The 16,715-nt window shown below is 61.5% G+C and carries 12 protein-coding genes and 1 pseudogene; 8 read left to right on the plus strand and 5 right to left on the minus strand.

Annotated features, from left to right (window positions below; genetic code table 11):
- Nucleotides 1–67 precede the first annotated feature (67 nt).
- From tssH to C7401_RS40470, 4 genes are all read right to left on the minus strand, one after another.
- On the minus strand, nt 68–2,806 hold the full coding sequence (gene tssH, locus C7401_RS40455) for a type VI secretion system ATPase TssH (protein ID WP_112177663.1): 2,739 nt from the start codon (nt 2,804–2,806) through the stop codon (nt 68–70).
- Nucleotides 2,807–2,941: 135 nt separating this feature from the next.
- Entirely contained in the window at nt 2,942–3,427 is a 486-nt protein-coding gene (locus tag C7401_RS40460; RefSeq protein ID WP_112177664.1) for an Hcp family type VI secretion system effector, read from the minus strand.
- Between the two features lie 100 nt (nt 3,428–3,527).
- Complete coding sequence (locus C7401_RS40465; RefSeq protein WP_112177665.1) at nt 3,528–5,330, minus strand: OmpA family protein; 1,803 nt, start codon at nt 5,328–5,330, stop codon at nt 3,528–3,530.
- Nucleotides 5,327–6,058, minus strand: a complete 732-nt coding sequence (locus C7401_RS40470) for a DotU family type IV/VI secretion system protein (protein ID WP_373864489.1) — start codon at nt 6,056–6,058, stop codon at nt 5,327–5,329. The genes C7401_RS40465 and C7401_RS40470 overlap by 4 nt, the downstream gene beginning before the upstream one ends.
- A gap of 680 nt (nt 6,059–6,738) precedes the next feature.
- On the opposite strand from C7401_RS40470, the gene tssB reads away from it, so the two are divergent.
- The 8 genes from tssB to C7401_RS44705 all read left to right on the plus strand — a co-directional run bounded on the left by tssB (nt 6,739) and on the right by C7401_RS44705 (nt 15,319).
- Nucleotides 6,739–7,251 carry a type VI secretion system contractile sheath small subunit gene (gene tssB, locus C7401_RS40475; RefSeq protein WP_112177667.1) on the plus strand — a complete coding sequence of 171 codons (513 nt, stop codon included), beginning with the start codon at nt 6,739–6,741 and terminating at the stop codon, nt 7,249–7,251.
- A 73-nt stretch (nt 7,252–7,324) separates the two neighbouring features.
- Entirely contained in the window at nt 7,325–8,860 is a 1,536-nt protein-coding gene (tssC, locus tag C7401_RS40480; RefSeq protein WP_112177668.1) for a type VI secretion system contractile sheath large subunit, read from the plus strand.
- Nucleotides 8,861–8,939: 79 nt separating this feature from the next.
- Nucleotides 8,940–10,241, plus strand: coding sequence for a type VI secretion system protein TssA (tssA, locus tag C7401_RS40485; RefSeq protein WP_507763446.1), 1,302 nt, complete (start codon nt 8,940–8,942; stop codon nt 10,239–10,241).
- A gap of 55 nt (nt 10,242–10,296) precedes the next feature.
- Nucleotides 10,297–11,196, plus strand: a complete 900-nt coding sequence (locus C7401_RS40490) for a zinc-ribbon domain-containing protein (protein WP_112177669.1) — start codon at nt 10,297–10,299, stop codon at nt 11,194–11,196.
- Between the two features lie 60 nt (nt 11,197–11,256).
- Nucleotides 11,257–11,886, plus strand: coding sequence for a hypothetical protein (locus C7401_RS40495; RefSeq protein WP_112177670.1), 630 nt, complete (start codon nt 11,257–11,259; stop codon nt 11,884–11,886).
- Nucleotides 11,883–14,429 (plus strand): ImcF-related family protein, encoded by a 2,547-nt coding sequence (locus C7401_RS40500; protein WP_258397421.1) that lies wholly within the window; start codon nt 11,883–11,885, stop codon nt 14,427–14,429. Before C7401_RS40495 ends, C7401_RS40500 begins: the two co-directional genes overlap by 4 nt.
- Nucleotides 14,430–14,471: 42 nt before the next feature.
- Nucleotides 14,472–14,921, plus strand: coding sequence for a hypothetical protein (locus C7401_RS45855; protein WP_258397422.1), 450 nt, complete (start codon nt 14,472–14,474; stop codon nt 14,919–14,921).
- Nucleotides 14,918–15,319: a hypothetical protein gene (locus C7401_RS44705; protein WP_146758080.1), complete on the plus strand. Its 402-nt coding sequence runs from the start codon at nt 14,918–14,920 to the stop codon at nt 15,317–15,319. Before C7401_RS45855 ends, C7401_RS44705 begins: the two co-directional genes overlap by 4 nt.
- A gap of 603 nt (nt 15,320–15,922) precedes the next feature.
- Here the strand turns inward: C7401_RS44705 and C7401_RS40505 are convergent.
- Nucleotides 15,923–16,546, minus strand: a pseudogene (locus tag C7401_RS40505) (transposase); the annotation flags it as partial.
- Between the last annotated feature and the right edge of the window lie 169 nt (nt 16,547–16,715).

Raw genomic sequence — 16,715 nt, forward strand, 5'->3', positions numbered from 1 at the left:
GCTCAGGGTGATGATTTCACTGGGGCCGTTGTCGTGCAGCGGCCGCTCCAGCCCGGTTGTGCCAGCCTCAGTCGGTAATTTCGGCGGTTACGCCGGCCGTTGCCGCCGCGCCGTGATTGAGGAAATCGACCGTGAGGTTTCCATCGACCGAACTCGACAACAGGATCTGGTCAGGCGTGGTACCGCTCGCCATACGCGCGAGCAGTTCACGGGAGACAGATGGCAGGATCCGCTGGTTCAGGAACGCGTCGACGTTGCGCGCACCTGACTCGCGCGCCAGGCACAGCGCAGCCATCGCGTCAATCAGTGAGCTGTCGCAAACCAGCTCGACATGGTGCTGGCGTTTCAAGCGCTCGGCGACCTTGTCGAGCTTCAGGCGCACAATCGCCGCGAGGGCCGTTACGTTGAGCGGCCGGTATGCCAGCGTCTGGAAGCGTGCGAGCAGAGCTGGCTGGAAGTGCGCAACAAGCTGCGGATGAATGGCCTCCAGGAGCGCTGCCTGCGCGATATCCGGCATATCGGCGGTGGCCTCGTCAATCTGGGCGCTCCCGAGATTGGACGTCATCAGGATCACGCAGTTGCGGAAATCGATCTCGCGCCCTTCGCCGTCGCGCATCGAGCCTCGGTCGAAGACCTGGTAGAAGATGTCCAGCACATCGCGGTGCGCCTTTTCGACCTCGTCGAGCAGCACCACACTGTACGGGCGCTGGCGAACCGCTTCGGTCAGCACGCCGCCGCGGCCGTAACCGACATAGCCCGGGGGGGAACCCTTGAGTTGCGATACCGTGTGCGACTCCTGGTACTCCGACATGTTGATCGTGGTAAGCGCTGCCTCACCGCCGAAGAGCAGGTCCGCAAGGGCGAGCGCCGTCTCGGTCTTGCCAACACCTGAAGGGCCCGCTAACAGAAATACGCCAAGTGGCGCATGCTCGTTCTTCAGCCCCACCTTGGCCGTGCGCAAACTTTCAGCAAGCGCGGCAAGGGCTTCGTCCTGTGCGACCACACGCTTCGCAAGGCTCATCTCCAAGGTGAGAAGACCCTGCAACTCGTCCTCGACGAGATTGCCGACGGGCACACCGGTCCATTCGGCGACCACGCGAGCGATTGCCTGCGCGTCGACGTCCGCAAAAATCAGTGGGTTTTTGCCCTGCACGCGCACTAGCGCTTCCTGCGCCTGTGCGAGCGAACTGGTCTGGCCGCCAGACTCGCCACTGCGCTGATCATGCAGTGCGCGCACGTAACCAAGTTCCTGGTCATAGCGCTGCTGCAACTGCTCAAGCGCAGCCTGTGCCTCGATGCGGGCTGTGTGAAGTTCAGCACGACGCGTCTCCATCTCTCCGATTCCCGCCCGGGCGTCGTCTTCCACGGTTGTGAGTTCAAGTTCCAGTGCTGCGACGGCACCGCGGGCACGTTGCAGTTCGGCCGGCGGCGATTCCAGGCCCATGCGCACGCGCGCGGCTGCCGTATCAATCAGGTCGACGGCCTTGTCCGGCAGCTGGCGAGCCGGGATGTAGCGGCGCGAGAGCTTGACGGCAGCCACCAACGCCTCGTCGCGAATGTGGACACCGTGGTATTTCGCGTAGCGCTCCTTGAGGCCGCGCAGCATCAGGCAGGCTGCCTCATCATCGGGCTCCTCCACCTTGATCATCTGGAAACGGCGCTCGAGCGCCGCGTCGCGCTCGAAATACTCCTTGTATTCCGACCACGTGGTGGCCGCGATCGTGCGCAGTTCGCCTCGCGCAAGCGCAGGCTTGAGCAGGTTGGCCGCGTCCGCGCCGCCGGCAGTGTTGCCCGCGCCGATCAGGGTGTGGGCTTCGTCAATGAAAAGCAGAATGGGTACGTCTGATGCCTGCACCTCGTCGATCACATTCTTCAACCGTTGCTCAAACTCGCCCTTGACGCCGGCGCCGGCTTGGAGCAGGCCCAGGTCGAGCGTCAGGATACGCACATCGCGGATCACGTTGGGAACCGTGCCTTCGGCGACGCGAAGCGCGAGGCCTTCGACGAGCGCTGTCTTTCCGACGCCAGGCTCGCCCACAAGAATCGGATTGTTCTTGCGGCGGCGCGCGAGTACGTCAACCATCTGCTGGATCTCGCGGTCGCGGCCGAACACCGGGTCAATCTTGCCTTCACGCGCCTTGGCCGTGATGTCGATCGCGAAGCGCGCGAGTGCATCGCCTTCGACACTCCGTCTGGCTGCCTGTGCGGTCGCTGTAGCTTGATCTTCAGGCGAGCTGTCAACTGCGGTGGTTGCGGCACCGGTATCGTTCCGGTCAACGGGAGCGGCCGGCTCTTCCGGCTGGTTTTCGCAGGTCCGCGACCCAAGGCGAGGCAGCAGGCGCTGGATCTGCGCGCTGCTCACGGACAGTAACTGCCAGGCATTGTTCGCGCGAAGGACGTGCGGCGCTTCGACGATCGCCTGGAGCACGTTGCCAGACCGGATGGTCGTCGCGCCGGGTTCATTAAGCGTCACTGCATGAGCCCACGCATCCTGGAGAACCGCAGCCAGTTGCGGCGAAAGGCTGGGTCGCCCGCGCAGGTTACGTGGCGCGTGCTCGATGGCCCTGAGCAGCGCATCCCATACGGCATCAATGTTGAGTTCGTAGTGCCGGATGATGGCTGGGATATCGCCGTCTCCCGCCTCTATGAGCTTGAGCAGCCAGTGCTCGACCGTAATTTCGTCCGAGAGTCGTCCCTGACACAGACTGGCCGCGGCTTCGAGTGCATTCGCACAATGGGGGTTGAGCCGTTGCAGAAGCTGGCTCGCGTCACGGGAGAGAGGATTTCGGTCGAGGGTCACGGTCATGTTCGGGTTGTTTGCGCAGTCGGGAGAGGAGCACCCGCAGCTGGCAGTGCCCATGTAGCAAAAAACCAGTCCGCTCACGCGGACTGGCGAAAGGGGGCCGCTATGCGCTATCGGCCCCCAGACCACCGTGACGGATCAGGAACGCTCGTTCCACGTGTCCGAGTGAATGATGTTGCCGTCCTTGTACGACCACGTGATCTTCTCGTAGCGCAGTTCGATTTCTTCGAGGTGGTTGTGCTTCTCGAATTCGGGAACCTTGATGTCGAGCATCTTCGGGCGGACCGCGACGACCTTGACGTTTTCGAGCTTCGTGTTGAAGTACTCTTTTTCCTTGCCGGCGTCGTCGATCTTGTACCACTTGATCTCGGCCGACTTCAGGGTCTGGCCGCTCGTCACCGCCTTGTAGAGATACGGCGTCGACGCATCGGTTTCCTTGATCAGCGTGATCGGTGCGTGCACACGTGTGCCCGTGAGCTTGCCCGTGTTGCCGTCGGTCGGGATATGCAGGCTGTGATCGAATTGCGTGACCTCGATGCTTCCCTCGCGGCCCTGAACGGTCACCGAACCCTTGATGTCCGCACCACCATCGTCCTTGAGCCACATATATGACGGAATTGCCATGTTTTCACTCCATTGCATTGATTACCGCGACATTCGCCCGGCAACACTACCCGGGCTATCCAATCCCGAAGCCTGGGCTCCGGGGACCTAAAATGTGTTATCAGGGCAGGGCTCCCACCTTGGCAGTTGCCGTCGATGCATCGGGAACCAGAGTGATCTCGACGCGGCGATTTCTTGCGCGCCCGGCTTCTGTGTTGTTATCTGCGAGTGGCCGCGTGTCACCGTAGCCCTGAATCGCGAACTGTGTGGTTGGAATGCCGGACACCTCGACGAGCCAGTCGCGCACGGCTTCGGCACGCGCGGTTGAGAGCTTCAGGTTGCTGTCCGGGTCGCCCACGCTGTCGGTGTAGCCTGCGACGAGGATCCGCTTACCCGGGTGTGCCTTGATCATTTCGAGCGCGCCGACCATGACCCGTGTCGAGCCATCCTTGAGTTGCGCCCGGCCACTGTCAAAGAGCGACATGCTGTCGAGCGTCACGATCTGGGGCGGCGGAGGCGGCGGCTGATACGAGGCGATCGCGTCATTGAGCGGGGGAATCAGCCGGGCGCCGCGATACAGGCCAAACGAAAGGGGCAGTGGCGTGCCGATGCGGGCATATCGCTCAAGCTCGTCACGGTCGGACACGAGGGCCTGCAATGCATCACGTCTTGCGTCGTCGTGCTCGGGCGGAATCATCGAATAGCGGGCAAGGTCTCCGCCAATGCGCGTGAGCAGCGTCTGGTTGTGCCGGGTCGAGAAGAAGAACGCGACGGCGGCCGCACAGGCGAGCAGCGCCAGCGCGTGGACGAGCGCGACAATACGCGGTGATATCCAGTGGCGCTGCGGCATGGCCCGGATCAACGGCTGGGGGAGCGGCCAGGGCATGGGCGAACCTGCACCGGGTGCACGGGCAACCTGGGTCTGTCTGTGCACATCGGTTTCCCACGGACGACCTGGCCCGCTTGCCGGCCCGCAATCAATCCAGCCGACGCCGTATAGTGCCCATGGTGTCGCCGGCTGTCGCTGGTCGGCGAGCGCGTGAATCACGACACGCTGTGTCCAGCCAATCATCGAGGCAAGGGCCGCCGCGCGCGCGGCAGGAACACGGGTGTCAGCCGCAGACCGTGCCTCATTTTCGGCCGCCCGGATAACATCGCCGAAATGGCGCGCGTCGATCAGGCGCGAGGCCGACGAGACGCCATACCACTGCGGCGTGAGAAGGTCCGTGTGCGGTGTTGTGACCTGCGCCTGGACAAGCGCCTTGATCGAACCAAAGACCCCTTCGGTCGTGAGGCGCTGATAGACCGCTACATAGCCCGGAAGGGCACGTGACCCAAGCATGCGCGCGGCGTCTGCCGTTGCCTGACGCACCACACGCAATGCCTGGGTGAGAACATCCTCATCTGTATAGCGCGCGGGCGATACGCAGTGCACGACACCGTCCGGTGCGCGACCATCGCGCCACTGCCTGACGGCCATCGCCATGCGCGCAAGGTCCTGCGGGCGATCCACGCGCAGCCAGATGGCGCCATCACCGACGTGGACGAATCGCTGCCCGTCGTGCCGGTCGAAAAGCGCGGGCAGATCGTCGCCCGTGACCAGCACGAGCGGCATGCGTGTACGCAGCCTGAGCGGAATGTCGGCGGTTGCTGTCCCGAGCGCAGCAAGCACATGGGCGCCGTTCGTGCGCGCACCGTCAATCAGCCGTGTACGCCAGAACGCGAGGAGTGCGCCGGCGAGCACAATGACAGCGGTCAGGATCCAGGCTGGACCGGTACCCGGCTTCGCCACGAGCCAGATCACGGCGAGCGCCAGGGCAATCGCGAAGAGGATCATCAGGCGCAGCGGATAACCCAGTCCGTCGTGACCTCGCGCTGACGCCAACATCGGGTGTTTTCCCAGTATGGGCAGATCAGATCTCATCGCTGGACGACCTTCGCCGGCGCGATGTGCGCGAGCTGTGTATTGATCACCCTGCTGCCCAGAACCCACACAGTCACAGCCGTCAGACAGGCGAGTGCCACCGCGATCCACGGCAGCAGCCGGTGCGCGTTGCCGGAGAGAAGCGTGCCGGACGCCTCGGAGTGAAAGGGCACTTCGGTATACGGGCGCATCGACTCCAGCCGTGCATTGAGCGCAGCGATCAGCGCGGCACGTTTCGCTTCTCCCTCCAGCGCGTAGCGACCCACGAACCCCATGCCGAGAATCGCCGCGTAGCACTCAAGCAGATCGACGTCAGGCGATGATTCATGCAGGTGGGTTTCAACACGATCGATGACACGTCGGCCCGCGTCATGGATGGAGAACCGTTCGACCTGCATCGGATGAAGTTCCCAGTCCGTGCGGGCCTCGGATGACAGATGACGCAGCGCCATTTCGTCCAGCAGCCCGCACTGTGCCACCAGTGCTTCACGCTGAACCTCCTCGGGCATGTCTCGTCGCGCGAGTGCCTCCGAAAACTGGTCGACAAGCTGCCGGCAGCGGTCGCGGAATGTCGTGGTGTTCTGCACGATTCCTCCGCTCGCGAGCGTTGTCACGAGTAGCGCAGTGTCCTGCAGCAGATCGCGCACACCGACATCTACCGAACGGGGCGCGTCAGGTGCCGGAGGCGAGGAAGGCCGCCCGTTGCGGCCCAGAGTCAGTGTCATCATGCGCGCTGTTGTCAGTTGCAGAACCTGCACCGCGAGTCGGTCGATTCATCTGGTGTGCCAACCAATCCGCGCAGTCGTTGCCGCAGTGAGCGCGGCAGGAAGGCTACGTGAGAGTGTGGTGTCTCGATGAAGGCGGGGCAATCTGCAATAAGTGGTCTGGTTTATTGTTTCCTGTTTCGAGGAAGATTCCATATGTCTCTTTTGATCCGAGCATAGCGAAATTTTAGGTATCCTGGTTAATTTATTCGTGAATGATTGTCAGGCTGACGGTTATTTAAATTGAGATAGTCATTGTGCATGACATGATCAGATACATCCGGACAACGTCCGTAGTTAATTTCCTAAAACGATGATTGCATTGAGATTAATCGGCGCGACGTGTAGGAGGGAATGGTGCGAGATGAGCGGATGGGATGGAATTGAGCGCGTTTCGGAATCTGGAAAATAATTAAAATTCGATCCAGCGCAATCTGGATGGAAGTTATCGATGAATCGTCGCAAACGGGCTTTGACGGTATGCCGGTAAACCTGTCTAATCTGTGTGCCAATTGGGTCGCATGAATGATAGCCACGGCATGGGGAGAATCCTGAATGAACATTATGGGTACGTGTACGGACGACTCCCTGTTGTTGCGGTCGATTCCTGCGGAGTTTGTGGACATCATTCCTTAGGATTACAGATGGATAGCTTCCAAAGAGAGATACCGAAAAGCCGCGTTTCGATCACGCTGGATCTGCATACGGGCGGGGCGCAGAAGAAGGTCGAACTGCCGCTCAAGCTGCTGGTTGCGGGTGACTTTAGCGCAGGCCGGGAGCAGGCGCCGCTGGCCGAACGCAAGAAGGTCAACATCGACAAGAACAACTTCGATTCGGTGCTGGCCGACTACGCACCGGACCTGAAGTTTGTCGCGCAGAACACCCTGGCCGCTGACGGTTCCGAGCTGCCGGTCAACCTTTCGTTCCGTTCGATGAAAGACTTTGAACCGGAGCATGTTGCCCGTCAGATTCCCGAACTTCAGGCGATGCTGGCGATGCGCAACCTGTTGCGCGATCTCAAATCGAACCTGCTCGACAACGCGACGTTCCGTCGTGAGTTCGAGAAGATCCTGAAGGACAAGTCCCTGTCCGAGAAGCTGCGCGGTGAGCTGGCACAACTCGCAACGGCAGCTACGCAACCCGAAGGGCATGCCTGAGCGCAGACGGGCCAAGCAGGCCTTTACCGCTTTGAGCAATCAGGTTGCACTTCAACCGCAGACAGGAACGATAATGAAACAGAATGATTCCCGCAAGGGCGCAACCGAGACCGTTGTGCTTGACGCACCCGACAGTGTGTACGCCTCGCTGTGCAGCAGGATCAACCTCAAACCCGTTGCCGAAGCGCGCCCGATCGAGGCGTTCCGCGACAGCGACGCACTCTCGGAAGCCTCTGCTGACGAGCGTATCGCGCGCGGCATGGGCGCGTTTCTGGAGCTCATAGCGAGGTCGAGCCAGCCGGTCGAGCGTCTCGACAAGTCGCTGCTCGATTTCCACATCGGCCAGCTCGATCGTCAGATCAGCCGTCAGCTCGACTCGGTGATGCACGCGCCCGAGTTCCAGGCGCTCGAAGGACGCTGGCGCGGCCTCAAGATGCTTGTCTCGCGCACCGACTTCCGTCGCAACGCGCGCGTCGAGGTGCTGGACGTCTCCAAGGAAGCGCTGCAACGCGACTTCGACGATTCGCCGGAACTCATCCAGAGCGGCCTGTATCGTCTCACCTACACCGAAGAATACGACACGCCGGGCGGCCAGCCGATCAGCTCGATGATCAGCGATTTCGAGTTCGAGAATTCGCCGATGGATATTGCCCTGCTGCGCAATATCTCGAAGGTGGCGGCCGCCGCTCACATGCCGTTCATCGGCTCGGTGGGGGCGGCGTTCTTTGGCAAGGAGTCGATGGAGGAAGTGGCCGCGATCCAGGATATTGGCAACTACTTCGACCGTGCCGAGTACATCAAGTGGAAGAGCTTCCGCGATACGGACGACGCGCGCTATGTCGGCCTGACGATGCCGCGCGTGCTCGGTCGCCTGCCGTACGGCAAGGACACGGTGCCGGTGCGAGCCTTCAACTACGAAGAAGCCGTGACGGGCCCGGACCACGACAAGTACCTGTGGGTCAACGCCTCGTTTGCATTCGCGGCGAACATGAGCCGCAGCTTCGTGAACAACGGCTGGTGTGTCCAGATCCGCGGTCCGCAGGCCGGTGGCAAGGTCGAAGACCTGCCGGTTCACCTCTATGACCTCGGCACGGGCACACAGGCGAAGATCCCGACGGAAGTGCTGATTCCCGAAACGCGCGAGTTCGAGTTCGCGAACCTGGGCTTCATCCCGCTCTCGTTCTACAAGAACCACGACTTCGCCTGCTTTTTCTCGGCAAGCTCGGCCCAGAAGCCGGCGCTCTACGAGACGAAGGAAGCCACCGCGAACAGCCGCATCAACGCGCGCCTGCCGTACATCTTCCTGCTTTCGCGCATCGCACATTACCTGAAGCTCATCCAGCGCGAAAACATCGGCACGACGAAGGATCGCCGGCTGCTCGAACTGGAGCTCAACAACTGGATCAAGAGTCTTGTGACCGAGATGAAGGATCCGGGTGACGAACTCCAGGCGTCGCATCCGCTGCGCGAGGCGAAGGTGACGGTCGAGGACATCGAGGACAACCCGGGCTTCTTCCGCATCAAGCTCTACATCATCCCGCACTTCCAGGTTGAAGGCATGGATATCGGGCTTTCGCTCGTGTCCCAGATGCCGAAGGCCAAAAGCTGATCAACTGCTGTTGATGTGAACCGCGCCGGGGCCCACAACGCCCCGGCGCTATTTTTTCCTGCATTCGGGAGTGCCCCACGTGAAGATGCCCGGCCTGCTCAAGGCACTGTTTCCCTCCCATGACGCGGAACAGCTCACACGCACACGCCTTGACACCTGGAGCGCCTGGCTGCAACTGATTCCGGGCGAAAACGGTGTCGGGCGCGATCCCAGCTACGAAGATGCTTTCTTCACGCTCAAGGACGAGGCAAACAAGCTGTCGGGGATCGACGATGCGCTGATCGTGCGTTCGTGCGAGCAGTTGCTCAAGGAAACCGGCAAGGACCTCCGGGTGGTTGGTTATTATGCCGGCGCGCGCCTGAGGCAGGATGGGCCGGCAGGATTTGCTGACGGGCTGGAACTGACCGCCGCGCTCGTTGAGCGGTTCGGGGAGGCGGTGCTGCCTGCGCGCGCGGAAGCGAAGAAGGGCGCGCTCGAGATGCTGGCTACAGCGCGTATGGTTGAGCTGCTCGCAAGCCGCGGCGAGCTGATGGCGCGTGATCTTGAACGCTCGCTTGCTGCGCTCGACGTGCTCGTGACGCAAACGGCCAACTGGCCGGAAGCCGCACGTCCGGCACTTCAGCCGCTTGTCTCGCGCTTCGAGCGCAGGGACGAGTCTGAAGCGCTCGCCGCCGACGCGCCGCAACTCCCGTCGTCGTCAGTGGCCGGTAGCGCGTCCAGCACCATTTCCTCGACGCGTGACCTCCTTGATAAGGCACGTGTGATGGCCAACTGGCTCCGTGATAACGAAGGGGGCTATCTGCCGTCGGTGCGCCTGGTGCGCTGCATCCGTTGGGATACCCTTCACGAGGTGCCGCCGTCCGATGCCGCTTCACATACGCGGCTACTCGCGCCGCGAGCGGAACTGCGCTCGCAGATGAAGCGCCTTGTTCTGCAAAAGCAGTGGAACGAACTGATCGAACGGGTCGAGGGCGCGTTCATGGAAGGCGTCAATCACCTGTGGTTCGACCTTCAGTACTTCCAGCAAACCGCACTCGATCATCTGGGTGCGCCCTACAACGCCTGGCGCGAGCAACTGCGTGCGGACTTTGCGCTGTTCCTTGAGCGGTTGCCGGGCATCGAACGCCTGTCGTTCAATGACGGCACGCCGTTCGCCTGCCTCGAGATTGCGCACGACGGCATAGCGGGCGATCCACTCGAGTGTCGTATCGTCCGCGATCCGGCGCTCGTGTTCGAGGTCAAGCTCCAGCTGGTCAGGGCATTGAAGGCGGCGAGCAGTCGCAAGGACGCGGACAAGCCGGGTCTTACCCGCCAGATCGCAGAACTGCAAGGTGAGATGACGGTGCTGGACCCGGCCCGCATGCTCTCGCTGGCCGTGTGAGGTCATCAATGCCGTCAGCCCGGCGGCGGCGTGTCAAAGTACGGCAGGAGGGGATATGACGAGCAGTTCTGCGTCGTCGCCACGCGTACCTGCGGCGACCCGCAACAGGGTCCAGCGCGCAATCGCCGGGTTGCCTGGCCGCGCCGGCGTGAGCGCGGCCGCCTATTCCGCAATGATGCTGGCCGGCATCAAGAATGTTGCAGCCGCATGGGGTGGGATTTGCCTGTCACGGGCGTACAGGGGGCACCTGGAACCGCTGGATTTCCGCTGTGCGGCCGGTCACCGTTTCCCGTTGCTTGCGAGGGCGGTGCGCCTGGGGCACTGGTGCATCGAATGTGCCTACGATCGCACCACTGTCCACTCGCTGGAGGAGGCGCGCGCGATTGCTGTTGAGCGGGGCGGTGTGTGCCTCTCACGTCATTACACCAACACCAGCGAGAAGATGGGCTGGCGATGCGGGGCGGGGCATACGTGGGAGGCCACCCTGGACGGTGTGCTTCGTGGCGACTGGTGCCAGACGTGTCATTTTGAGAGCATCAAGCCGAAGCAGGAGGACATCGAGCAGGCGGCGCTTGCGCGCGGCGGCCGATGCCTGTCGGCCTATGTCGACAAGGAAACGCCGCTGCAATGGCGGTGTGCCAAAGGGCATATGTGGTTCGCGCCGTGGTCTCGTGTGAGCAAGGGGCAGTGGTGCCATCTGTGTGCCGTCAAGGCACGCACCCGCACGATTGGGCAGATGCAGGATCTCGCGCGCTCGCGCGGGGGCGAGTGTCTTTCGACGGTTTATCCGGGCACCCACGGCAAGATTGAATGGTTATGCGCAAAAGGGCATGCGTGGCATGCCACCGTCAACAGCGTGTGGCGCGGTAGCTGGTGCCCTGAGTGTGCGCATGAGGATCGCCGCATCACGCGAACTCAGGGCAGGCGCGGCAAGCGGGTGCCGATCCTGGTGTGAGCGCCTGGCAGCGCTCACACCAGGATTACGCGTCAAAGTAAGGAGGTTGTTGTCACGCTGATGCTGGATGAAGCGTCGCTTGGCGAGGCTAGAGCCTGGATGGATTGCGCAAGGGATGTTCTTGGGAATTTTGCTCCGGGTGTGAATTTTCACGTCGAAGCCCTTCCCGGGACCGGCGCTGTGGAGTGGATTACCCATCTGGTGGACCGGATTGAACCCACGACACGACTTGTAATCGCAGCACAGTTCTGGGCAGAAAAAGAGGAGGAGCGCGAATTCAGCGAAGGTGCTGCCGCATTTCTTGTTGAACCGGATGCCCCAACGGGAGGGGCGATCTTGAGGCCCATGATTAGCTCAAACGCCGCACTGAACCTTGGACTCAGCCAGATCTATGAGTACCAGATGTCGCGAGATCAGCACAGACAGATTTGGTTCACAGGTGGCCACGACGACGAATCAACTGCCATCCGCATGGGATTGCCGCTCGATTCCACGGATATGCCTCCCGACCGTCTCCTGGACACGCCCCTGGGTAATCCAGGCCCTTCCAGCGGCTGGATTGCGCTGGCCATCGCAATGGAAGCGATGCGCGAAGCCGGGCCTCAGTTGATCGGCTGGCGAGAGCCCAACTCTGAATCGCTGTATCTGTGCACGGTCTCACCCCTGCCTCAAGAGGAAACAGAAAGTTGATAAATGAAAAAAAACGTATCTGGGGTCGCTGGGTAGTCGCCGGTGCACTCGTGGCGGGCGGCGTTGGCGTTCTCGTACATTCAGTGGATCCGAAAGACCCGGTCACGTGGATGATCAGGAATTGGTCCACTCTTGCTGTCGGAGTGTTGCTGATTTGCGGGGGGCTGGCACTTGCTTTTCCGCGGCGCGAGAAAAAGCGGCTCGCGCGCCAGGAGGAATCGAAGGATCAGGGGCTTGAGCCGCACAAGCAGACTGACCCGGCTGCCGAGGCCGCAAAGACCAGGGCAGAGCAGGTCGTGACCTGGGCCGAAGACCTCAAACTTCACCTGAAGCAGAAGCGATGGTTCCGTTGGGGTCATGTTCTACCGTGGGTGCTGGTCGCGGGCGATGCCTCAACCGTTACCGCGCTGATGCCGGATCTGGTGAAGGAGGGCGCGCTGGTGACCGACGACGCCGTGCTGCTCTGGGGTGGCCTCGGATCAGACGGCCGGCCCGATGAACTGTGGCTTCGGAAGATACGCGGACTGCGATGGAGTCGCCCGCTTGATGCCATTGCGCTCGTGATCGACGGCAACGCTCCGTTAATGGATCCGGCGCGCGAGAAGAACCCCTGGGGATTCCGTCTCGCACGCATCGTCGAGATCCTGCGCTGGTCGGCTCCAGTCTACCTGGTCGATGTCGCAGGCGCCGACTCTGTACGTCAGATGGACACACCGGTAACCGGCTGCGAATTCACCCGCCCGCTCAACGCGGCCGCCATCGAAACGACGCTGCTCGAATTGCGTGACCGGTTGGCTGACCGCAGCGTGTATCAGCTTGCCACGAATGCCAACGACGACTATACGAAGGCGCTGTCTGTGCGACTCGACGGCCGCGCATCGCCTCTCGCGCGCTGGATCACGGGGCTATCTGACTGGCAGCGACGGGCGTTGCCGGTTGCAGGTGCCTTGTTTGCCCCGCTGCCCGCTGGTGATGCCTCCGCGGCGGGTTCCGACAGCACCCGGCTGCCGCTGTGGCGACATCTCATAGAGATCGCAAACCACACGCCTTGCCGCCGCACGCTTTCCAACCCGGTCACGATCCTTTCGACGATCGCGTTTGCCGTCATCGGCCTGTGGAGCGCCGGCATGCTGGCCTCGGGGATGAACAACGCGCACGAGGTCATGCTGACCAGCGAGTCCCTGCGAACGCTCAAGCGAGCGGGGCACACACCGGCGCGCCTGCGCGCGCTGCTCGGACTCCAGCAGCGTATTGGTCTGCATGAGGCGCGTGTGCAGGAGCACACCCCGATCTTCACCCGCTTCGGGCTGAACCATGACCGGGCCGTGCTCAACGCACTGTGGATGCCATACGCACGCGCCGCGCGACCATTGCTCGTCGCGCCAGTGCAGCAAGACATCGAAGGCCAGCTCGTCGATCTCGGCCAGATGCAAACTGCCCAGGTCGACAACCAGAGCAGTCAGGTGGCACAAGACGGCCAGCAGGCGCTCAAGACCTACCTCATGATGGCCGAGCCGGAGCGCGCCGAGGCGTCCTTCATGACCCCGCAGCTCCAGCAGCACTGGAATATCGACACAGGTCTTCGGCCTGGTGAAAAGCTCGACCTTTCGGCACAGCTTCTGGGCTTCTGGGCCCAGCACTTCCCTGCGCACCCTGACTGGCACATCCAGCCGCGCGAAGATCTCGTAGGCAGTGCACGTCAGACGCTGCTGGCCATCATCGGCGTGAAGAACTCCGAAGACACGATCTACCAGGGCATTCTCGATTCCGTGGGCCACAAGTACCCCGACCAGGCACTTGCCTCGTTGACAGCGGGCACGGATACGCGCGGTCTCTTCTCGACATCCGCAACGGTTCCCGGCGTTTATACGCGTCAGGCTTGGGAGGGCTCCATCGAGGCGGCGATCGACGACGCGGCAAAACACAATGGCGTGACGGGCAACTGGGTCCTCGGCAATACGGGCACCAGTGGCAACACACCAGCGGGCGCAGAGGCCCTTTCGCCTGAGGCGTTGCGCGCGGCGCTTCGTGCCCACTACTTCTCCGACTATGCCGAGCACTGGCAGAACTTCATGAACAGCGTCCGGTGCGCAGCCGCCACCACGCTGCCGGCCGCTGTAGGCCAGTTGAGGCTCATCGCCGATGCCCGCCAGTCGCCGCTTATCGCGCTCATGAAGTCGCTCGCCTGGCAGGGCGGAGCCGGCGTACAGCAAGCCACACTCTCTGATGCGCTGGTCACCAAGGCACAGAATTTTTTCGGCAAGAAGGACGACGCCGCGCAGACCGCCCAGGCCGCGCCGGTGGGTCCGCTCGACGCCTCCTTCGGGCCGGTGCTCAAGCTGGTTGGCCAGGGCGCCAGCGGCAATGCGGCGCCCGCCGCCGGCAGCGAGCTGAGTCTGGAGCGGTTCACGGAGCGCGTGATGACGCTGCGCCTGAAGTTGCAGCAGATCAGCGACAGCGCCGATTCGGATGACCAGGCGCGCCAGGTCGCGCAGGCGCTGTACCAGGGCAAGGGCTCGGAGCTTTCCGATACGCTGTCCTAATCCCAGCTCGTTGCGGCAAGTCTCGGGCAGCAGTGGGCGGGCATGGGCGCAGCGCTCTTCGTGGAGCCTGTCACCCAGGCGACGCGCACCGTGCTGGTTCCTGCCGAAGCGAGCCTCAACGATGCATGGCGGCAAACGATCGTTGCCGCGTGGAACCGTTCGTTCGCAGGGCGCTATCCTTTTGCGAACACGTCCAGCGAGGCATCTCTACCTGAGCTCGCGCGATTCCTTCGGCCGCAGGGCGGCCTGATTGATTCCTTCCTTACCACGCAGCTCGCCGGCGCGCTCCAGTTGCAGGGTGACCGGTGGGTGCCGGCCACCGGTGGCTCGGGCGGGGGGAGCACGACGCGCGCATTCGATCCGGCATTCCTCTCGGCGATCAACACGCTCCAGCAGGTCGCCGGACACCTGCTGGCACAGGGTGAGCCGCAGTATGTCTTCGCGCTCAAACCCGTTCCGGTAGCGGGTATACGTGGAGAAACAACGCCATGACTGACAAGAAACCCATTGATTCGACAGATGGCTCCACCATGTCACGTAAAGGCTCCACCATATCCTTGCCTGGCGTCGGAAAAGTTGTCAGTCTTCCTGACGGCGGGTACATGGCGGAAGGGCCTTCAGGCGAGCGCTACGAGATCTCTGGTGACGGTGCCATCAGTGCTGAACTTCCGGAGATCCGGAGAGTGCAAATCGAAGACATTTCACTCATCGAGAACCATGTGATTTTTCGTGTCCACGAGACGGTCTCACATACGTTGCACTTTTCTGGTGGCGGCGTTTTCTCGTATTTGCACCATCTCAACGGTTGCGGGATGACCATCGAGGGAAACAATATTACTTTCGCAACCCGACCAGGTGGTGTGATCGTGGTATTTGGAACAACCCCATGAGTTTGAAAAAATTTCTTTAGTATTGTGAAGCCAGGAGGAATAGTCGTCGTGCATGGACCAGCAGGCGACGACGGGAAAGTCTGAGGCAAATTTTAATCAGGATGACTGAATCGAGAAAATATGAACGCGTTAGTTGATCTGACCACCGAAGCCGGGATAGAAGCTGCGAAAGCGATTGCTGATAGCCTAAGTAATGTCGACGGAAAGACTCTGGCTCTTACGGCGATCGGCGTGGTCGGGGTAGCCGGCTGTGTTTATCTTGGATACAGATTGTTGCGTCCCTCGAGTGCCGAGGAACAGGTACGAGCGGCGTGGGTCCTCATAGAGAAAGCCCGACAAGCCGGGGCGAAGTTTATCAAGCTTCGAATAAGCGAAGACACCCTCGCCGAGCTGAAAACCAGGTTGAAGGATTTCTTTGATGTGAAAGGCCGGCGCAACGGCTTCGTCGAAGTCGAGGTGCATTTCGCTTGAAATAGCCGGTGCCGTCGGAGGTGGCATCAGCGTTGTCGGGAACAAGGGGGCTTCCTCGCGAGCAGACCGTAAGCAGAGGGCCTTCGAACTCGCGGGCCTCCGCTGAAGCGTGCTATTGTGATAATTGTTATTTTCATTGGCCTTCTTCAGGATGTCGTGTTCGATCTGGAGCTTCCGGATGTCTCGTCGGAGTGATTCGACCTGCTGCTCCAGCGTCACTTTCTCGGAGCTCTGCGGCGGATCGTTGCGGCGTGTCATGTTTGAAGTAGCCTCCTGACCGAGTAACCGAGTTCTCCAGTTGTACAACGTTGGGCGGCTCACGCCAATCTTTTTGGCAGCTTCCTCGGCGCTTTCTCGTTGAGTGCACAGATCGATGACCGCTGTCTTCCTGAGCTCTGGTGTATGCCGGATACCCGAAGCCTTCCCGAGAACGCGTTTCTTTCGCTCAGGATGCAGCTCGTCGAGCCAGACGACGAGCGTCCCGCGTCCCGGATACCCCAGGGCCTTTGTCGTTGCTGCCAGACACTGGCCATGGCTCATGTAGTGGTCTGCGGCCGCCTTCTTTTGTTCTGCCGAGTAGCGCGGCCTCAAGCAAATGCGTTCCCTCGGCAAATCCAGGCATCGCTCGTACATGTGATACCAACGTTCGAGCGATTTCGTCGTGGGATAGCCCAATTGCCGAACCGCCGCGGCAAGGCGCTTTCCAAGCTTTAAGTAGAGTTTGACCGCTCGGATGCGGTCTTCGTACGAATACATGGACTAGCTCCTGATAGTCCAAGAATTCCGCCGCACCCCCGAACACGACATTTCTATTTGGGACCTACAATACATGTCATGGCCAGATAGAGATGTCTGGTCTCCGGCTCAATAGAAATGTCCGGTTTTAGTGAGGTTTGCTTCTGTCTTTCCCGGGTTTGATCTCCAT

Source organism: Paraburkholderia unamae (assembly GCF_003268775.1).
Lineage (GTDB): Bacteria > Pseudomonadota > Gammaproteobacteria > Burkholderiales > Burkholderiaceae > Paraburkholderia > Paraburkholderia unamae.